The 15,444-nt window shown below is 56.5% G+C and carries 16 protein-coding genes, 2 pseudogenes and 1 riboswitch; of the genes and pseudogenes, 7 read left to right on the plus strand and 11 right to left on the minus strand.

The annotated features are described in order from the left end of the window. The first annotated feature begins 123 nt into the window (after window positions 1-123). From IEI95_RS06955 to IEI95_RS06970, 4 genes are all read left to right on the plus strand, one after another. Window positions 124-1,560 (plus strand): amidohydrolase, encoded by a 1,437-nt coding sequence (locus tag IEI95_RS06955; protein ID WP_194416183.1) that lies wholly within the window; start codon window positions 124-126, stop codon window positions 1,558-1,560. 193 nt (window positions 1,561-1,753) lie between these two features. Beyond that, window positions 1,754-1,969: riboswitch (cobalamin riboswitch) on the plus strand. Between the two features lie 135 nt (window positions 1,970-2,104). Further along, window positions 2,105-2,905: an ABC transporter ATP-binding protein gene (locus tag IEI95_RS06960; protein ID WP_194416184.1), complete on the plus strand. Its 801-nt coding sequence runs from the start codon at window positions 2,105-2,107 to the stop codon at window positions 2,903-2,905. Window positions 2,906-2,927: 22 nt separating this feature from the next. Then, complete coding sequence (locus IEI95_RS06965) at window positions 2,928-3,887, plus strand: ABC transporter substrate-binding protein (RefSeq protein ID WP_194416185.1); 960 nt, start codon at window positions 2,928-2,930, stop codon at window positions 3,885-3,887. 3 nt (window positions 3,888-3,890) lie between these two features. Beyond that, a complete protein-coding gene (locus IEI95_RS06970) occupies window positions 3,891-4,916 on the plus strand; it encodes a FecCD family ABC transporter permease (RefSeq protein ID WP_420481786.1) in 1,026 nt (341 codons plus the stop codon). Between the two features lie 9 nt (window positions 4,917-4,925). On the opposite strand, the gene IEI95_RS06975 is transcribed toward IEI95_RS06970, so the two are convergent. From IEI95_RS06975 to IEI95_RS06995, 5 genes and pseudogenes are all read right to left on the minus strand, one after another. Next, window positions 4,926-5,831, minus strand: a complete 906-nt coding sequence (locus IEI95_RS06975; RefSeq protein WP_194416186.1) for a homocysteine S-methyltransferase family protein — start codon at window positions 5,829-5,831, stop codon at window positions 4,926-4,928. A 17-nt stretch (window positions 5,832-5,848) separates the two neighbouring features. Continuing rightward, entirely contained in the window at window positions 5,849-6,538 is a 690-nt protein-coding gene (locus tag IEI95_RS06980) for an ABC transporter permease (protein WP_156531911.1), read from the minus strand. An 8-nt stretch (window positions 6,539-6,546) separates the two neighbouring features. Further along, window positions 6,547-7,268, minus strand: a pseudogene (locus tag IEI95_RS06985) (ABC transporter permease). 16 nt (window positions 7,269-7,284) lie between these two features. Further along, on the minus strand, window positions 7,285-8,055 hold the full coding sequence (locus IEI95_RS06990) for a transporter substrate-binding domain-containing protein (RefSeq protein WP_156531909.1): 771 nt from the start codon (window positions 8,053-8,055) through the stop codon (window positions 7,285-7,287). A 44-nt stretch (window positions 8,056-8,099) separates the two neighbouring features. After that, window positions 8,100-8,879, minus strand: coding sequence for an ABC transporter ATP-binding protein (locus IEI95_RS06995; protein WP_156531908.1), 780 nt, complete (start codon window positions 8,877-8,879; stop codon window positions 8,100-8,102). A gap of 162 nt (window positions 8,880-9,041) precedes the next feature. Here IEI95_RS06995 and IEI95_RS07000 point away from each other — a divergent pair, with 162 nt between their 5' ends. Further along, on the plus strand, window positions 9,042-9,509 hold the full coding sequence (locus IEI95_RS07000) for an Lrp/AsnC family transcriptional regulator (RefSeq protein WP_156531907.1): 468 nt from the start codon (window positions 9,042-9,044) through the stop codon (window positions 9,507-9,509). A gap of 30 nt (window positions 9,510-9,539) precedes the next feature. Here IEI95_RS07000 and IEI95_RS07005 read toward each other — a convergent pair whose 3' ends face one another. Genes IEI95_RS07005 through IEI95_RS07015 form a run of 3 tightly spaced genes read right to left on the minus strand, consistent with a single transcriptional unit; the run spans window position 9,540 to window position 10,846 of the window. After that, window positions 9,540-10,175, minus strand: a complete 636-nt coding sequence (locus IEI95_RS07005; protein ID WP_156531906.1) for an exopolysaccharide biosynthesis protein — start codon at window positions 10,173-10,175, stop codon at window positions 9,540-9,542. Window positions 10,176-10,179: 4 nt separating this feature from the next. Beyond that, window positions 10,180-10,518, minus strand: a complete 339-nt coding sequence (locus tag IEI95_RS07010; protein WP_194416187.1) for an ATPase inhibitor subunit zeta — start codon at window positions 10,516-10,518, stop codon at window positions 10,180-10,182. Window positions 10,519-10,540: 22 nt separating this feature from the next. After that, window positions 10,541-10,846: a hypothetical protein gene (locus tag IEI95_RS07015; protein ID WP_194416188.1), complete on the minus strand. Its 306-nt coding sequence runs from the start codon at window positions 10,844-10,846 to the stop codon at window positions 10,541-10,543. Between the two features lie 453 nt (window positions 10,847-11,299). Between IEI95_RS07015 and IEI95_RS07020 the strand changes: the two genes are divergently transcribed. Beyond that, window positions 11,300-12,124, plus strand: a complete 825-nt coding sequence (locus IEI95_RS07020) for a bifunctional allantoicase/(S)-ureidoglycine aminohydrolase (RefSeq protein ID WP_156531904.1) — start codon at window positions 11,300-11,302, stop codon at window positions 12,122-12,124. A 74-nt stretch (window positions 12,125-12,198) separates the two neighbouring features. Here IEI95_RS07020 and IEI95_RS07025 read toward each other — a convergent pair. Together IEI95_RS07025 and IEI95_RS07030 are read right to left on the minus strand one after the other, a co-directional pair. Continuing rightward, window positions 12,199-12,873: pseudogene (locus tag IEI95_RS07025) on the minus strand (IS30 family transposase); the annotation flags it as partial. A gap of 57 nt (window positions 12,874-12,930) precedes the next feature. Continuing rightward, window positions 12,931-13,401: an Lrp/AsnC family transcriptional regulator gene (locus IEI95_RS07030; RefSeq protein WP_180641694.1), complete on the minus strand. Its 471-nt coding sequence runs from the start codon at window positions 13,399-13,401 to the stop codon at window positions 12,931-12,933. A gap of 128 nt (window positions 13,402-13,529) precedes the next feature. Here IEI95_RS07030 and IEI95_RS07035 point away from each other — a divergent pair, with 128 nt between their 5' ends. Continuing rightward, entirely contained in the window at window positions 13,530-14,777 is a 1,248-nt protein-coding gene (locus tag IEI95_RS07035; RefSeq protein WP_194415696.1) for an argininosuccinate synthase, read from the plus strand. A gap of 27 nt (window positions 14,778-14,804) precedes the next feature. Here IEI95_RS07035 and IEI95_RS07040 read toward each other — a convergent pair whose 3' ends face one another. Then, on the minus strand, window positions 14,805-15,419 hold the full coding sequence (locus IEI95_RS07040; RefSeq protein WP_113495771.1) for a recombinase family protein: 615 nt from the start codon (window positions 15,417-15,419) through the stop codon (window positions 14,805-14,807). Between the last annotated feature and the right edge of the window lie 25 nt (window positions 15,420-15,444).

The following is a 15,444-nucleotide window of genomic DNA, read 5'->3' on the forward strand; positions in this document are numbered from 1 at the left end:
GGCTTTCCGGATGACTAACTTTCCATCACAAAATCCAATTGCCTGGTAAAACAGCGGATAAAAGCTTGCCGCTGAGCGCCAAGCTTTTATGGTTGGCGGGTGTTTATTGTCAAAGGTGCCCCCATGACCGTTTCCCCCAATTCATCCGCCGCACTTTGGTCGATCATCGATACCAAGACGCCTGACTTTATCGCCTTGAGCGACCGGATCTGGGGCATGCCGGAAACCTGCTACATGGAAGAATCCTCCGTCGCCGAGCATGTCGCCATGCTGAAGGCCGAAGGATTTAGTGTCAGCGAACAATTGGCCGGAATCCCAACAGCCGTGATGGGCGAAGCAGGGGAGGGCGGCCCCATCATTGCGTTTCTAGGCGAATATGATGCCCTGTCCGGGCTCAGCCAGGAAGCAGGCGTGGCTGAACATAAGCCGATTGCCGCAGGCGGTAACGGCCATGGCTGCGGCCACAACCTTCTCGGCTCCGCGGCTCTCCTGGCCGCCGCTGCCCTGAAAGACTGGTTGAAAGAAAAGGGCTTGCCCGGACGCGTGCGCTATTATGGTTGCCCGGCGGAAGAGGGCGGAGCCGCCAAGGCTTTCATGGTCCGGGCAGGGGCCTTCGAAGGGGTGGATATTGCCATCAGTTGGCATCCAAACTCCTTCGCCGGCGTGCAGCGCACCACCTCGCTTGCCAATTCCCGTGTCGATTTCACCTTCCGGGGGAGGGCGGCCCATGCCGGATCAAATCCCGATCTGGGTCGTAGCGCTCTCGATGCGGTGGAACTGATGAGCGTTGGCGTCAATTATATGCGCGAACACATGCCATCCGATTGCCGCGTACACGCCGCCATTCTCGATGCGGGCGGCATTTCACCCAATGTTGTCCAGGCCTATGCCAAGGTTCGTTATCTGATCCGCGCCCCTGAGCTACAAGGCATGAAGACCCTCGTGGAACGGGTGAAGAAAATTGGCGAGGGTGCGGCATTGATGACCGAGACCCGGCTGGAAACACAGGTGATCAGCGCCGTTTCCAACGTGCTGACCAATGGCCCACTGATGGCCGCCATGCAGGAGGCCTGGGAGGAACTCGGCCCACCAGCTTTTGATGCGGCGGACCGAGCTTTTGCCGAAACGATCCGCGCCGTGTTGACGCCGGAGGAAAAATCGGCGCCCTGGCGTTTTGAAGGCCTGCCGGAGCGCGATATCCCGCTTGCCGATTTCATCTTACCCGCCCATGACCGCACGCCGCTGCTGACCGGGTCAACCGATGTCGGCGATGTCAGCTGGGTGGTGCCGACCGTGCAGGCCGATGGGCCGACCTGCGCCATCGGCACACCTTTCCACACCTGGCAATTGGTGACGCAGGGGAAAAGCCCTCTGGCGCACAAGGGCATGGTGGCTGCGGCAAAGGTCATGGCCGCCACAGGCCGCGCCGCCTTCGAAAGCGAGCAGTTACGCGAAGCAGCCCTTGCCGATCTGGTCGCCCGTCGTAAGGGCCAACCCTATCAAAGTCCCTTGCCCGCCGACGCAGAACCGCCAATTGTGGAAATGGGTGGCCGTAAGTAAGAGGCCGTATCCAGGGTCACTTTCAACGGTCTGCCTCCTTAACACGTAAAGCTTGTCCGGATTTGTTCGGCTTGGCACCAAGCCAACCGAACAAATCCACGCTCTTTAGCTTGACCCATTTTATGTAACGTTATAACAAAACCATCCTATCGATATAGTTTGAAAACGGACTTGTGCGGAACCGCAACCCATGTCAGTGATAGATCCAAATGGTGCTGTGGCCTTGCAAAGAAGGCTGCGGCTGAAAAGGGAATACGGTGAGGCTTACCCAACAGGGACCGAAACCGTGGCTGCCCCCGCAACTGTGAGCGGCGAGTGGGCCTGCACGATGCCACTGGCGATAAGCCGGGAAGGCGCAGGCCAACAGCGACCCGCAAGCCAGGAGACCTGCCATTTAGATGTTCAACCGCAACGGACGGGGTGTTCCGATGGCAGCGATAAGACTTCAGGTCCGCCGAGAGGCGTGGCCATCCGTTCCTTGTTCAGACGATCCGGCCCGAGGCGCGGCACGCCTGATGTCCGGTCAACCGATGCAGGCTCCTGCATGAGCTGTGACGGTCATGGTGCCTCGCTTGAGGTGAGGGGGCTCAGCTATGGGCCAACTGGCGCGCGATCGCTGATAAAAAATATCGATTTTACGCTTACCGCTGGTGAGCGCCTGGCCATTCTCGGCCCGAATGGGGCGGGTAAGACAACTCTGCTGCGCTGCCTTTATCGTGCCGTGCGCCCGGGTGAGGGCAGGGTGCTACTGGACGGGCAGGATGTGTGGACAATCGATCCGCGGACGGTCGCCCGCCGGATCGCCGTCGTAGTCCAGGAAATGCCAGCAGATTTCCCTTTTACCGTCGAAGATATCGTCATGATGGGCCGAATTCCCTGGCAAAAACGCGCCTGGAAAAGGTCGCAAAGCACCGGAGACGACAAAGCCAGAGCGCTGCATGCCATGGATCACCTCCATGTCACCGATCTGGCGCGACGTGATTTTGCAACTTTGTCAGGCGGCGAAAAGCAACGCGTTCTCGTCGCCAGGGCGCTGGCGCAAGACCCGCAATTGCTCATTCTGGATGAGCCATCCAACCATCTCGATATTCGCAACCAGTTGGAAATTCTCGATCTGCTGCGCGGTCTCGGCATTACCATCGTCACCACGCTGCATGACATCAATCTTGCCGCAGGCTTTGCCACAAGAGCAATCATTCTGAAGGATGGACAGATGATTGCCGAGGGCTGTCCGCGCGATGTCCTGACCGCAGACCATCTGTCCGCAGCCTTCACCGTTCAAACCCATGTCCACAGCCCGGATGGCGGCGCAACCCGCAATTTTTCCTTCGCGCTCAGTGCCTGATCCGCAACCCATTGGACCATACATGAAAAACGCTCTTCTCATTTTCACACTCTCAAGCTTTTTTGCCGCAGTCAGCCTCACCGCAGCCACAGCGGAACCAGTTACCGTCAAGAGCTGTAACCGTGAGGTTACCTTTGATACAGCCCCGCAACGCGCCGTCTCCAATGACGTTAACCTGACCGAAATGATGCTGGCGCTGAAATTACAGGACCATATGGTCGGCTATACCGGGGTCTCCGGCTGGAAGACACTGGATAAGAAACTGCGCGAGGGTGTCAGCCAACTGCCAGAACTATCGCCGAAATATCCGAGCAAGGAAGTCCTGCTCAATGCCAATGCGGATTTCTATTTCGCCGGCTGGAACTATGGCATGAAGGTCGGCGGCGAGGTGACACCGGACACCCTCAGCCCATTGGGCATCAAGGTCTATGAACTGACGGAAAGCTGCATTCACATCATGGCCAAGGCCAAGCCAACGATGGACGATATGTTCATCGACCTCATCAACTTGGGCCGGATATTCCGGGTCGAAGACAGGGCAGAGGCATTGGTTTCAGGCTATCGCCAGCAATTGGCAAAAATCCAGGCCAAAATCAGTCCAACAGACAAGCCTGCAACCGTTTTTGTCTATGATTCCGGTGAACAAAAGCCGTTCACATCCGGTCGCTTCGGCATTCCGACCGCAATGATCGAGGCGGCTGGCGGCGTCAATATCATGGATGACGTGCAGAAAAGCTGGACGGAAGTGTCCTGGGAACCGGTGATCGAGCGGAATCCGCAGGTGATCATCATCGTCAACTATGGCGAAGTGACCGCGCAGCAGAAGATCGATTACATGAAGCATAACCCGGCCTTCCAGAATATCGACGCCGTGAAAAATGATCGTTTCGTTGTGCTTGACTATGTCGAGGCAACGCCGGGACCGCGTAATATCGATGCCATCGCCCGGCTGGCCCAAGCCTTTCATCCGCAAAGTCTGTAAGTCTTGACTTTCATTAAACGCTTATGCGTGCCGATCCTGCTGGTTCTGACGATCCTTATCGTCGTCAGTGCCGGTATTTCGCTGGGTGCGGCTCCCATTCCTGTTGCCACCGTCTGGAAGATTATTGCCAATCACTTGGTCCCGGGCAGTTTTACGGTGGATTGGCCAACGGGACGGGTCAGTATCGTTTGGGATGTTCGATTTCCCCGCGTGCTGCTCGGTGGACTTGTCGGGGCTGGGCTGGCGCTAACCGGGGCGGTGCTACAACCAGCGACCCGCAATCCACTCGCCGATCCGCATCTGCTCGGCGTCTCCTCCGGCGCTGCCTTTGGTGCAATCCTCGCTTTGCTGCATACCGGCATGGTCTTCGGACTGCTGACCGTACCGCTTTTCGCATTTGGCGGGGCGCTGCTCGCCACCGCCACGGTGGGACTGGTGGCGGGATTGACCCGCAGCCTTCAGGCCGACCGGCTGGTACTGTCGGGCGTGATTGTCGGATTTTTCTTTACCGGGCTCGGCAATCTGCTGGTCTTTCTCGGAGATCCCCGCGCCACCCAAACCGTAACCTTCTGGATGCTCGGTGGGCTCGGCCTTGCCCAATGGCAGCACCTGATTTACCCAGCCGCTGTGCTCGCCGCCGGGCTTTGCTATCTGCTGCCCAATGCCCGTTTGCTGAATGCCTTGGCGATGGGCGATGAGACGGCGGCAACCCTGGGCGTGCCTGTCGTCCGGTTTCGCATGATGTTATTTGTGATCTCTGCACTCATCACCGGGACAATGGTCGCATTTTCAGGTGCCATCGGCTTTGTCGGCCTGATGGTTCCCCATATGGTGCGCGCACTGGCGGGATCAGACAATGTCCGTGTCCTGCCGCTCTCGGCGCTGACGGGCGCATTGGTGCTGATCCTCGCCGATCTCGTGGCAAGACTGGCCGTTGCACCGGAGGACATGCCGATTGGCATCGTCACAGGTCTTGCCGGATGCCTTGCCTTTCTCTGGATCATGCGCAAGGCCCGACCCGGCGCATAGACGGCGAGACTAGGCAGACAGAGCCTTGGACAATTGGTGTATATGCGCCGCGCCAATGCCGCAGCAACCGCCAATCATCGTTGCACCCGCATCAGCCCAATCGCAGGCAAAGCGGCAATAGGCATCATCAGTCAGGTCGGCGCGGGTCTCATGCAGGCCTTCATTCGCCGCAGCCTCCCCCTGCTCACCTTCAAAGGCATTGGCATAGACACCGATGTCCAAGAAAACACCTTTTTGCCTGAATGTCGCGGCCGCCACATCCACGGCCGCCTTCATAACTTCCGGCTTGCTGCAATTGAACAGCAGCGCCGATACGCCAGAGCCAGCAGCCCAAAGAGCCGCATCCTCAACCAGTTCGCCGGAGCGAAGCTTCGGCTGGCCTCCAGCTTCCTGTCCCGCTTCATCGGCCAGTGTAAACGAAATCCAGAAGGGCTTTCCTGTTGCGGCAACCGCTTTTTGAACGGCTTCGCCTTCGGCAATCAGGCTGAGCGTTTCTCCAAGCCACACATCGACGAAGGGCGCAAGGTTGGCAACCAGCACATCCAAATACCCATCAACCCTTGATGGATCGAAATTCTGCGGCTCATAGGAACCGAAGATCGGAGGCAACGAACCAGCCACGAGCACCTTTCGACCCGAGGCATCCGCCGCCTGCCGCGCCAACTGCCCCGACAGGGCAATCAGCGACGGGCCTTCATTCCGAAACCGTTCTTCGCCAATGTGAAACGGCACCAGTGCGTAACTGTTGGTGGTCACCACATCCGCACCCGCCGCAATGAATTCCGCATGCACCTGGCGAACGATGTCAGGCGCATCAATCAGGGCCAGCGCCGACCATTCCGGCTGCTTCAACTCCGCACCGAGCCGAAGAAGTTCACGGCTCATGCCGCCGTCGAGAATACGAACCTTTGTCATATATATAGTCCTGTTGTTTATCGCCGGATTGGAACCTGCGCCTCGACCACCCGGAAGCACCGGGCAATGATCGCGGTAAGAGCGAGATAGAAGAGGGTGACGACGATCAGCGGCTCATAGACGAGCAGCGTATCCTGCCGCACCTTGTAGGCAACCGCATAGAGATCCATAACCGTCACGGTAAAGGCGAGGGGGGTCGCCTTCAACTGCATGACCACTTCCCCGGCGATGGTGGGGAGGGCGATACGGATAGCACGCGGCAACCAGACACGCCGAATGAGCGTGAAGCGTCCCATGCCGAAAGCACGGCCCGCCTCAAGCTCACCCTTGGGCACGGCCAGCAATGCTCCCCGCAAAACTTCGGCCTCATAAGCCGCGTAATTGAGCGTGAAACTGACCGCCGCAAAGAAAAATCCTTCCCGCAGCAGCGGCCAGATCAGACTTTGACGAATGCCCGGGATCATCGGCAGCAATGATCCGACGCCGTAATAAAGCAACCAGACCTGGATCAATAGCGGCGTGCCGCGAAAAAACGTCGAATAGCTGCGCGCAAGGACCCGCGTCACCGGTCCGCCGCTGACCTGCGCAAAGGCGAGGCCAATGGCCATTACAAATCCGAGAACGACCGAAATCACCAGCAATGCAAGGGTTTGCCATGCTCCCGTCAGCAGCAGAGGCCAGTAATTGCCTATCCAGGAGAAATCCATCACATCTCCTAGGACAGCAGCGGCTGACCGCGCCGCACCCGGCGCTCGATCAGCTTGAAGAACAGGTTGGAAACAAGAGTGATGGCGAGATAGAGCAGGGCGGCGGCCAGGAAAAACAGGAAATAATGCTTGGTGCTCGCCCCCGCCAGCCGGGTCGCCAGCGCCAGTTCCTGATAACCGACGACGGCAACCAGCGCGCTATCCTTGGTGACAGCCATCCACAAATTGGCAAGGCCGGGCAAGGCGTTGGGCAGCAACGCTGGCAAGGTGACCCTGTGAAACCGCAGGAACGGCGACATGCCGAAGGCTTTTGCCGCCTCACTTTGACCAATCGGGATCGCCAGGATAGCCCCCCTGAGCACTTCCGTCATATAAGCACCCTGGACGATGCCCAGAACTGCAATTGCGGCAATCAACCCATTGACTTCAACCATTGGCATGCCAAACGCCAGCAATAGTCGGTTAAGCCCATCAGTGCCTGCATAATAAAGACCGACGATCAGGATCAGTTCCGGCACGGCACGCACCGCTGTCGTATAGACATCGAGCAATCCGAGCAGCAGACGGTTGCCAGATAGCTTGCCCAAAGCGCCGCCAATCCCAATCACCAGCCCTATCAGAAAAGCGCCCGCAGAAATGACAAGCGTTGCCCCGGCACCCCATAACAGCGTCCCGCCCCATCCAGGTGGATAGGGGAAAGCAGATCGAATATGCCGGGGGAAACAGCCATTTACGTAAGCTACCGTTTACTTACCATAGATATTGAAATCGAAATATTTCTTGGTGATCTCATCATATTTACCGCTGGCCCGAACAGCGGCCAGTGCCGCATTCAGCTTTGCCTTCAAAGCGGTATCGTCCTTGCGCAAACCGCCACCGACGCCTGAACCAAGCACGGCGGCATCAGCGGCGACATCGCCCATATTGGCGCAGCAATCCTTGCCGGCATCACTCTTGACGAAAGTGTCGAGCACGATGGAATCGCCGAAGACGTAATCGATCCGTCCCGCTGCCAAGTCCTGAAAGGCTTCATCGAGCGTCTGGTAGGTCTTTTCCGAGGCCACCTTGGCAAAATACTTTTTGTAATATTCAGACTGAATGGTCGACACCTGAATACCGATGGTCTTGCCCTTGACGTCATCAGCGCTGGCACCCGGCTTCATGTCCTTCGCGCCGATCAGCCGGCTGGGGGTATTGTAATATTTATCGGTGAAATCGATCACCTTCTTACGCTCGTCGGTAATCGACATGGAAGACCAGATAACGTCAAACTTCTTGGCGCCCAATGCCGGGATCAACCCATCCCAGGACAGTTCGACAATAGAGCATTTCTCTTTCATCTCAGCGCAAACAGCATCCATCAGGTCGATTTCCCAACCCTGCCACTTGCCGCTCGCATCCTTGGCGAAGAAGGGCGGATAGGATTCGTTCATCACACCAAACCGCACATCGGCCTGGGCCGAAAAAGCGGAAAAGGCGAAGGCAGCGCCTGCCAACAGCAGCGGGAAGAATTTCATAAAAGGCTTTCTCCTGGTTGAATTTTAATTTTTCAAAGATCCGGTCAAACGCCGATCCCGCCGGTAAATTCTCGACAACGGGCGCTGAACGGATTGCCGAAGACCTGTTCAGGCGGCCCCTGTTCCTCAACCTGTCCTTGGTGCAGAAACATGACATGGCTTGAAACATCGCGGGCAAAGCGCATCTCATGGGTGACGAGCAGCATGGTGCGGCCTTCCTCGGCCAGATCCCGAATGACCTTCAGAACTTCACCGACCAATTCCGGATCGAGCGCCGATGTTGGCTCATCGAACAACATGACGGCAGGCTCCACGCAGAGCGCCCGGGCAATGGCGGCACGCTGTTGCTGCCCGCCCGAGAGGAAAGCCGGATAAGCATCGCGCTTATCGTAGAGACCGACCTTCTGCAGCAAGGACTCGGCACGTTCGATAGCTTCCGCGCGCTTGACGCCCATCACATGCACCGGCGCTTCGATAACATTCTCTAAAACGGTGCGATGCGCCCAGAGATTGAAGTTTTGAAACACCATCCCAAGTCCGGTCCGCAACCGTTCGACCTGACGCCAGCTGGCGGGCTTTGGCTCACCACGCCGCCCCAGCTTGATGGCAACCTCTTCACCATTGACGACGATGCGCCCACGGTCCGGCATTTCCAGGAAGTTGATGCAGCGCAGGAACGTGCTTTTTCCAGACCCCGAGGACCCGATGATCGAAATGACATCGCCTTTCGCAGCACGCACCGACAAGCCCTTCAGAACCGCGTGCGCGCCGAAGCTCTTGTGGATATCTTCCACCTCAAGGGCGAAACCGCTGCCATCTATCATACAGGATCCAGTTTTCACATTGACTGTCACAATAATGGCTTATCCGTGCAGTTTATGCGCGCAATTTCGAACTAGATTGCATAATTACCGCAGAAAATCCTTGCATAAAGCGGATAGTCCCTGGAAAAATAAGGTGAAACGCACACTTGGAGGATCAGCCATATGGACGATTTGGATCGGTTCGATCGCCAGATCATCGATATCATTCAGAGAAATTGTCAGCTGAAGGCTGAGATTATTGCCGAACAGATCGGACTTTCTCTGTCTGCGGTACAAAGACGTCTGAAACGGCTGCGGGAAGAGGGGATCGTCAAAAGCGAAGTCGCGGTTGTCGACCGCAAGATAACCGGCCATCCCATGGTGTTTATCGTCGGCATGGAGATTGAGCGCGACAATTACGATGCGCTTGCCCGCTTTCGTACCTGGTCGGAACGTCAGGATCATATTCAGCAGGTTTATTATGTAACCGGGCAGGTCGATTTGATCGCAATTGTCACTGCCCGGGATGTTGAGCATTACGACGATATCGCCGCCCTTATCATGGCTGAAAACCCGCAAATACGCCGAATGCATACCAATGTCGTGCTGCGGGATATCAAACTCGGGCTATTCGTACCGATGGCGAAATAGAGACAATCTCCTTCACCACCAGCAGAAACGCTAAAATGCCCAGGTCAGCAGGTTTCCAGCGGCGGTGACGAGATAATAGGTCACGACACCGGCGCCAGCTGCAACGAAGAGCGAAAAAATCACCACTAGGCCATCGCGCTCGGCAAGAGCGATAGCAATCAGGATGATTGCCAGCGCTGGAGCGGTATTGCCAAAGGGGATTGGCAGGGAGATCAGCACTGCCAGTACGAGAATGGGCAGCGCCAGGATCATTCGCGCCGTCTTGCCCGTGAGAAACGGCAGACGCCCGGCGATCAGCCAGCTTTCGAGTTTCAGCACCCAGGGCCGTCCGAGCCGCACCATTGTTTCCACAACCTTGAGCGACACCGTTCGCCGCGCAATGAAACCCGGAAGCCAGATCCGGTCTGCACCATACAACATTTGTACGGCAACAAATGCCAGGCAGGTGCCGAAAACCATCCCGAAAGGACCGGGCAGGGGGACCAGGGTCGGCAGGCAAAGCACCAGCAAGGTGAAGGCTATCCCGATTCGACCCCGCCGACCGATCAGTTCACCAATGGAAATACCACCACGCAAACGAGCAGTTTCCAGCACCTCCAACAGGAAGCCGGATCCCCGCACAATGTCGTCACCTGCGGCAGGACCGTGCTGTCGAGACATCATCATGATCTTAATCCGTGCAACCGCTATCCCGTAGCGCTTGCTGATGCGACGAGCGCAACGCAAGGTGAATATCGGCTGTGCTGATTGCCACCTCAGCCGACGCGAAATCTGCTTGAATTTTTTCAACAAGATCGAGATCACCAGGCAATCGATGATCCTCCACATGCAGGGCCTGGGCGTAAAGCACCAATTCCTGGCCGCGCAATCCCAGGCGCTCTCCGGCCCAAAACCCCGTCAAAACATTCCGACGGGCGCGGATTGTGAAGGTGGTATCGTCCTTTGGGCACCAATCCAGCCCTGAAACGCTCTGAACCATCGCATGTCCTCTGTCGTGAAGTTTTGTCATAACCTGTCCTTGTTTAAATCGTCTATACATCGCCGCCGGTCTCAGATCCAAGCATTGAGAAGGCGGTCCGGCATTCGGGAGAAATTTCCGAGACAACCGCAACCGGTGTAGTCCAGCCAAAAGAAATGCGTAAGCCAGAGGCAACAGCCCAGCTTGGATCATTAAGCGCTTGTTGTAATAACTTCGGAGCTGAATCTCGCACGCATGTTTGCACCTGTTCTATTGTACTTGCCGATGAATTCATCGACGCCAGGCGACTGCGAAGATCCGCCTCTATCGGGTCGATCAAAAAAAAGCTGATCAAAGTGGCAAAGATTTCTGTAAACATAACCCTGCTCCTAGCGTAAGATATTCAAAAGCTTAGGGGCGGGGATACGGTAACGGCAATCACGACCGGCGCGGTGCGAGATGTTTATCGCCATCGATGACAAGCAATTGACCTGGGAAAAAGCGCGCGAACCACCTGACAGAACCAAGACCATGGCTACAATCCTATGCCGGCGCATGTGTCGAAAACGGTCCGACATCGCAGAAGCGCCGGCGGCTGCTGCCAGAGGGGCCCGGACCACGGGTTGACCTGAAGATGGAGCCGTAAGTCGTCTGTTTCAAGGCGTTTGCTCGGCAATTTCAAGGATTTTTCAGTCCAGAAAATCCACGACTATCCAAATCCCATATGCTGCAAAGCAGGTTTTCAAAGGAAAAGACTTAGGTTCACGATTCCTGTTGCTCGGTTTATGCGATACAAGATAAAGGAACCAATCCGGAGAAAAACCGAGGCCGCATGACCCAGAACAGCTATTTCACCAATTATGGGGGCCTGCCGCCCCAGACGCAGTTGCTTTCGGGCAAGGCTGTTTTCAAAACCGCCTATGCGGTCATTCCCAAAGGCGTGATGAGCGACATCGTCACCAGTCTTCTGCCGCATTGGGAAAAAACCCGCGCCTGGATCATCGCCAGACCCATGACAGGATTTTCGGAAACTTTTTCGCAATATGTAATGGAAGTTCAACCCGGAGGAGGCAGCATAAGACCGGACCCAGATGCTCAAGCCCAAACAGCGATCTTTGTAGTAGAAGGTGCGTTTAGACTTACTCTTGGAACCACAGAGCATGATCTTCGTGCCGGATCTTTCGCTTTTCTGCCGGCCGGTTCGACATGGACAGTTCTCAACACCAGCGACGCGCCGACAAAATTCCATTGGGTTCGCAAGACATTCCAAGCGGTAGACGGATTGGAGCCACCACCGGCAATCTTCACCCACGAAGACGAGCATGAAATTGCCATGATGCCTGACACCGGCGGGGCCTGGGGGACAACCCGGTTCATCGATCCAAATGATATACGCTATGACTTCCACCTGAATATCGTCAGCTTCCAACCTGGCGGCATCATTCCGTTCATGGAAACCCATGTGATGGAACACGGCCTCTATGTCCTGGAAGGCAAAGCCGTCTACCGACTGAACGACGACTGGGTCGAGGTGGAGGCCGGTGACTTCATGTGGTTGCGCGCCTTCTGCCCACAAGCCTGCTACGCTGGCGGTCCCGGCAGGTTCCGCTATCTGCTTTACAAAGATGTCAACAGACACGCCCGTTTGTGGCCTTGAGCCAGATCACTTCATCGGTGGGAAAATCGAAATGCGAGGGCTGGATATCCCTTCGCATTTCACAGATGAACCCACCTCAGATCGGTGTCGGCTACGGACAAGGGATCGACGTCTCTCGAAAGCCATTTTCGCGCTCGCCGGTTGGTATTTTCGACCGTTCCTTTTTGCCAGGGCGATTGTGGGTCACAAAACCATGTTTGCGTGCCTATGCCTGCCTGAAGGTACGGCCAGTCAGTGAATTCGGTGCCTCGGTCAAATGTCATCGATCGGCGGGCGAGGTGAGGGAGGCTCTTCAGCGCCTGGATGATGCCATCCATGACCGGGCGGGACTGGCGATCATTGTTACGTAGCAAGATCGTAAAGCGGCTCACCCGCTCAACAAGCGATGTCACGTTGGCCTTGCCGAACTTCTTCCGGAACTGAATCAGATCGCATTCCCAATGTCCGAACTGCTTGCGTTCAGCAACGACATTCGGACGATGCAGAATGTTGAGTTCCGGGCCAAACCTTTGACCATGCTTACGTCTTGCATGTCGTGGTCGTCGCTTAGCTCGATGCTCCGGCAGGTGACGCCACAGCTTGATGGCATGACCGTCGGCCGAGTATGCGAACTTGTAAATTGTCTCGTGACTGACAAAGATCGGATGCTGTTCCAGCCGCATGCGACCGGCGATCTGCTGGGGCGACCAACCATGCATGATCCGGTCGATCACAGACTGCCTCACATTCGCAAAGCGCGCCAGCTTCCGCAGCTTGGGGGCATTTGCGGGAGGGGGCGAAATCCTACGCTAAGGCTTGGTGAAGGATTACAGTGCCAATGGTAATTCGAAACTTCGCTTGAGGGTTTCCATCGGAACATCCGTTTTTACGTTCAGCACGCTCGCGATACGAGTCAGATGATCCGCTTGGAAACGCCAATAGCTATGGAGGTCGGCGGTGACGATGCGCAGAATGGCGTCGCATTCTCCGGTGGTCAGGTAGCATTCCATGACTTCCGGTAGGCGCCTGACAGCTTCTGCAAATTGGAGGGTGACTTGTGCATCCTGCGTTTTGAACCAGACGCGGGCAAACACCGTCAGGCCTGCACCCACTTTGGTCGGATCAAGAACGGCCACGTAGCGATCAATGATACCCGCCTCTTCCAAAAGCCGAACGCGGCGCAGACACGGCGAAGGAGACAGCCCCACCTCTTTCGCCAGGTCGATATTGGAAATGCGTCCATCGCGTTGAAGTACCTTAAGGATCCGCCGATCAATCTCGTCAAAAGTGAATGACACAATATAGCTCCTGATTATTAATTCACGGCATAATATGCCAGAATACCCAGTATTCGTGAACTCTTCGCAATCCCATTGCGTGTGGATTGGCCTATCGTTTCGCCATATTCCATGTGGAGGCGAAGGTGATGACGAAAAAGATCGAGAAGATCGTGCTGTCCTACTCGGGAGGTCTGGACACCTCCATTATTCTCAAGTGGCTTCAGGACACGTATCGTTGCGAGGTGGTTACCTTCACGGCGGATCTTGGCCAGGGCGAGGAGCTGGAACCCGTGCGTGAAAAGGCTCAGAGGCTAGGCGTCAAAGATATCCGTATTGTCGACGTTCGTGAGGAATTCGTTCGTGATTTCGTCTTTCCGATGTTTCGGGCCAATACGCTCTATGAGGGGCAATATCTGCTTGGTTCTTCTATAGCGCGACCGCTGATCGCCAAGCATCTGGTCAGCATAGCCAGAGAGGTTGGCGCCGACACCATCGCCCATGGTGCCACCGGCAAGGGCAATGATCAGGTGCGCTTCGAACTGGCGGCCAATGCGCTCGATCCATCGATTAAAATCATCGCTCCCTGGCGCGAATGGGAGACCCAATCGCGCACGCAGTTGATCGAGTATGCCGAAAGGCATCAGATCGCTATTCCGAAGGACAAGCGCGGAGAAGCTCCTTTTTCCACTGATGCGAACCTCCTGCATACCTCGACGGAAGGAAAGATTTTGGAGGATCCGTCGGAGATCGCACCTGCCTATGTCTATCAGCGAACCGTCGACCCTTTGAATGCGCCGAACGAACCGGAGACCGTTGTTATAGGCTTTGAGGAAGGCGATGCAGTTTCCGTGAATGGCATCACCCTGACGCCTGCTGCACTACTGACAGAACTCAACAGGCGGGGCGGCAATCATGGGATTGGAAGGGTCGATCTGGTTGAGAACCGGTTCGTCGGGATGAAATCTCGTGGGGTCTATGAGACGCCCGGCGGCACGATCTTGCTCGCCGCTCATCGCGGGATTGAATCGATCACACTCGATCGCGCTGCGGCTCATCTGAAGGACGAGCTCATGCCACGCTACGCCGCGCTGATCTATAACGGCTTCTGGTTTTCCCCGGAGCGGGATATGCTGCAGGCCTTGATCGATCAAAGCCAAACCTATGTCAGCGGCGAGGTGACGCTCAGGCTCTATAAGGGCTCAGCAAACTTGGTAGCCCGCACCTCGGCCGGATCGCTCTATTCTATGGATCTCGTTACCTTCGAAGAGGGTTCGGGTACATACGACCATCATGATGCCGAAGGCTTCATCAAGCTCAACGGTCTGCGTCTGAAAAGCTGGGCTGCCCGCAACGGAAAAGCGCGGCCGGGCCTCGGCGGATCAGAGATTATGTAGGGTTTCTGCTCTGGTGCTGCTCAAGCCCTAGGCCAAGCCGAGGACGCGTTTTCCGTAATCTCTGAGTTCGCCCTTGGGACCGACATACCGGTATAGGGTGACGCGCTCGATGCCGAGTTCCTTGCACAGATCAGAAACGGGTGTGTCGCGTTGCGCCATCGCGGCCTGCGCGAGACGCACTTGCGCTTTGGTGAGGGCGAACTTGCGACCGCCTTTCCTGCCTCGTGCTCTCGCGGCGGCCAGCCCTGCCATGGTTCGCTCGCGGATCAGGTCCCGTTCGAACTCGGCCAAGGTGGCGAAAATACCGAATACCATGCGGCCGGATGCGGTGGTGGTGTCGATCTGAGCGCCCTTTCCGGTCAGAACACGCAGGCCGATCTTTCGTTCTGACAGATCCTTTACGGTGTTGACGAGATGGGCAAGCGACCGCCCAAGGCGATCAAGCTTCCAGACCACGAGTATATCGCCGGCGCGCAGGGATTTGAGACAGCCGGCCAGCCCCGGCCGATCATCCCGACTACCGGACGCGCGATCCTCATAGATGTTGTCCTGTTCGACGCCGGCGGCCCGTAGATCGTCGTGCTGCAGGTCGAGGGACTGCGAGCCATCGGCTTTAGAGACGCGGGCATATCCTATCAGCATGTATCTTAAACGTTGGTTTGAGGCA

The organism is Agrobacterium vitis (genome assembly GCF_014926405.1).
Taxonomy (GTDB): Bacteria; Pseudomonadota; Alphaproteobacteria; order Rhizobiales; family Rhizobiaceae; genus Allorhizobium; species Allorhizobium vitis_H.

Excerpts from the sequence above, each read along its gene's own strand:
- IEI95_RS07015 (WP_194416188.1), bottom strand. The coding sequence starts at position 10,846 with ATGTTTACAGAAATCTTTGCCACTTTGATCAGCTTTTTTTTGATCGAC.
- IEI95_RS07005 (WP_156531906.1), bottom strand. The coding sequence starts at position 10,175 with ATGATGATGTCTCGACAGCACGGTCCTGCCGCAGGTGACGACATTGTG.
- IEI95_RS06990 (WP_156531909.1), bottom strand. The coding sequence starts at position 8,055 with ATGAAATTCTTCCCGCTGCTGTTGGCAGGCGCTGCCTTCGCCTTTTCC.
- IEI95_RS06960 (WP_194416184.1), top strand. The coding sequence starts at position 2,105 with ATGAGCTGTGACGGTCATGGTGCCTCGCTTGAGGTGAGGGGGCTCAGC.
- IEI95_RS07000 (WP_156531907.1), top strand. The coding sequence starts at position 9,042 with ATGGACGATTTGGATCGGTTCGATCGCCAGATCATCGATATCATTCAG.
- IEI95_RS07020 (WP_156531904.1), top strand. The coding sequence starts at position 11,300 with ATGACCCAGAACAGCTATTTCACCAATTATGGGGGCCTGCCGCCCCAG.
- IEI95_RS06965 (WP_194416185.1), top strand. The coding sequence starts at position 2,928 with ATGAAAAACGCTCTTCTCATTTTCACACTCTCAAGCTTTTTTGCCGCA.
- IEI95_RS06995 (WP_156531908.1), bottom strand. The coding sequence starts at position 8,879 with ATGATAGATGGCAGCGGTTTCGCCCTTGAGGTGGAAGATATCCACAAG.
- IEI95_RS07035 (WP_194415696.1), top strand. The coding sequence starts at position 13,530 with ATGACGAAAAAGATCGAGAAGATCGTGCTGTCCTACTCGGGAGGTCTG.
- IEI95_RS06980 (WP_156531911.1), bottom strand. The coding sequence starts at position 6,538 with ATGGATTTCTCCTGGATAGGCAATTACTGGCCTCTGCTGCTGACGGGA.
- IEI95_RS06955 (WP_194416183.1), top strand. The coding sequence starts at position 124 with ATGACCGTTTCCCCCAATTCATCCGCCGCACTTTGGTCGATCATCGAT.
- IEI95_RS07040 (WP_113495771.1), bottom strand. The coding sequence starts at position 15,419 with ATGCTGATAGGATATGCCCGCGTCTCTAAAGCCGATGGCTCGCAGTCC.
- IEI95_RS06975 (WP_194416186.1), bottom strand. The coding sequence starts at position 5,831 with ATGACAAAGGTTCGTATTCTCGACGGCGGCATGAGCCGTGAACTTCTT.
- IEI95_RS07010 (WP_194416187.1), bottom strand. The coding sequence starts at position 10,518 with ATGACAAAACTTCACGACAGAGGACATGCGATGGTTCAGAGCGTTTCA.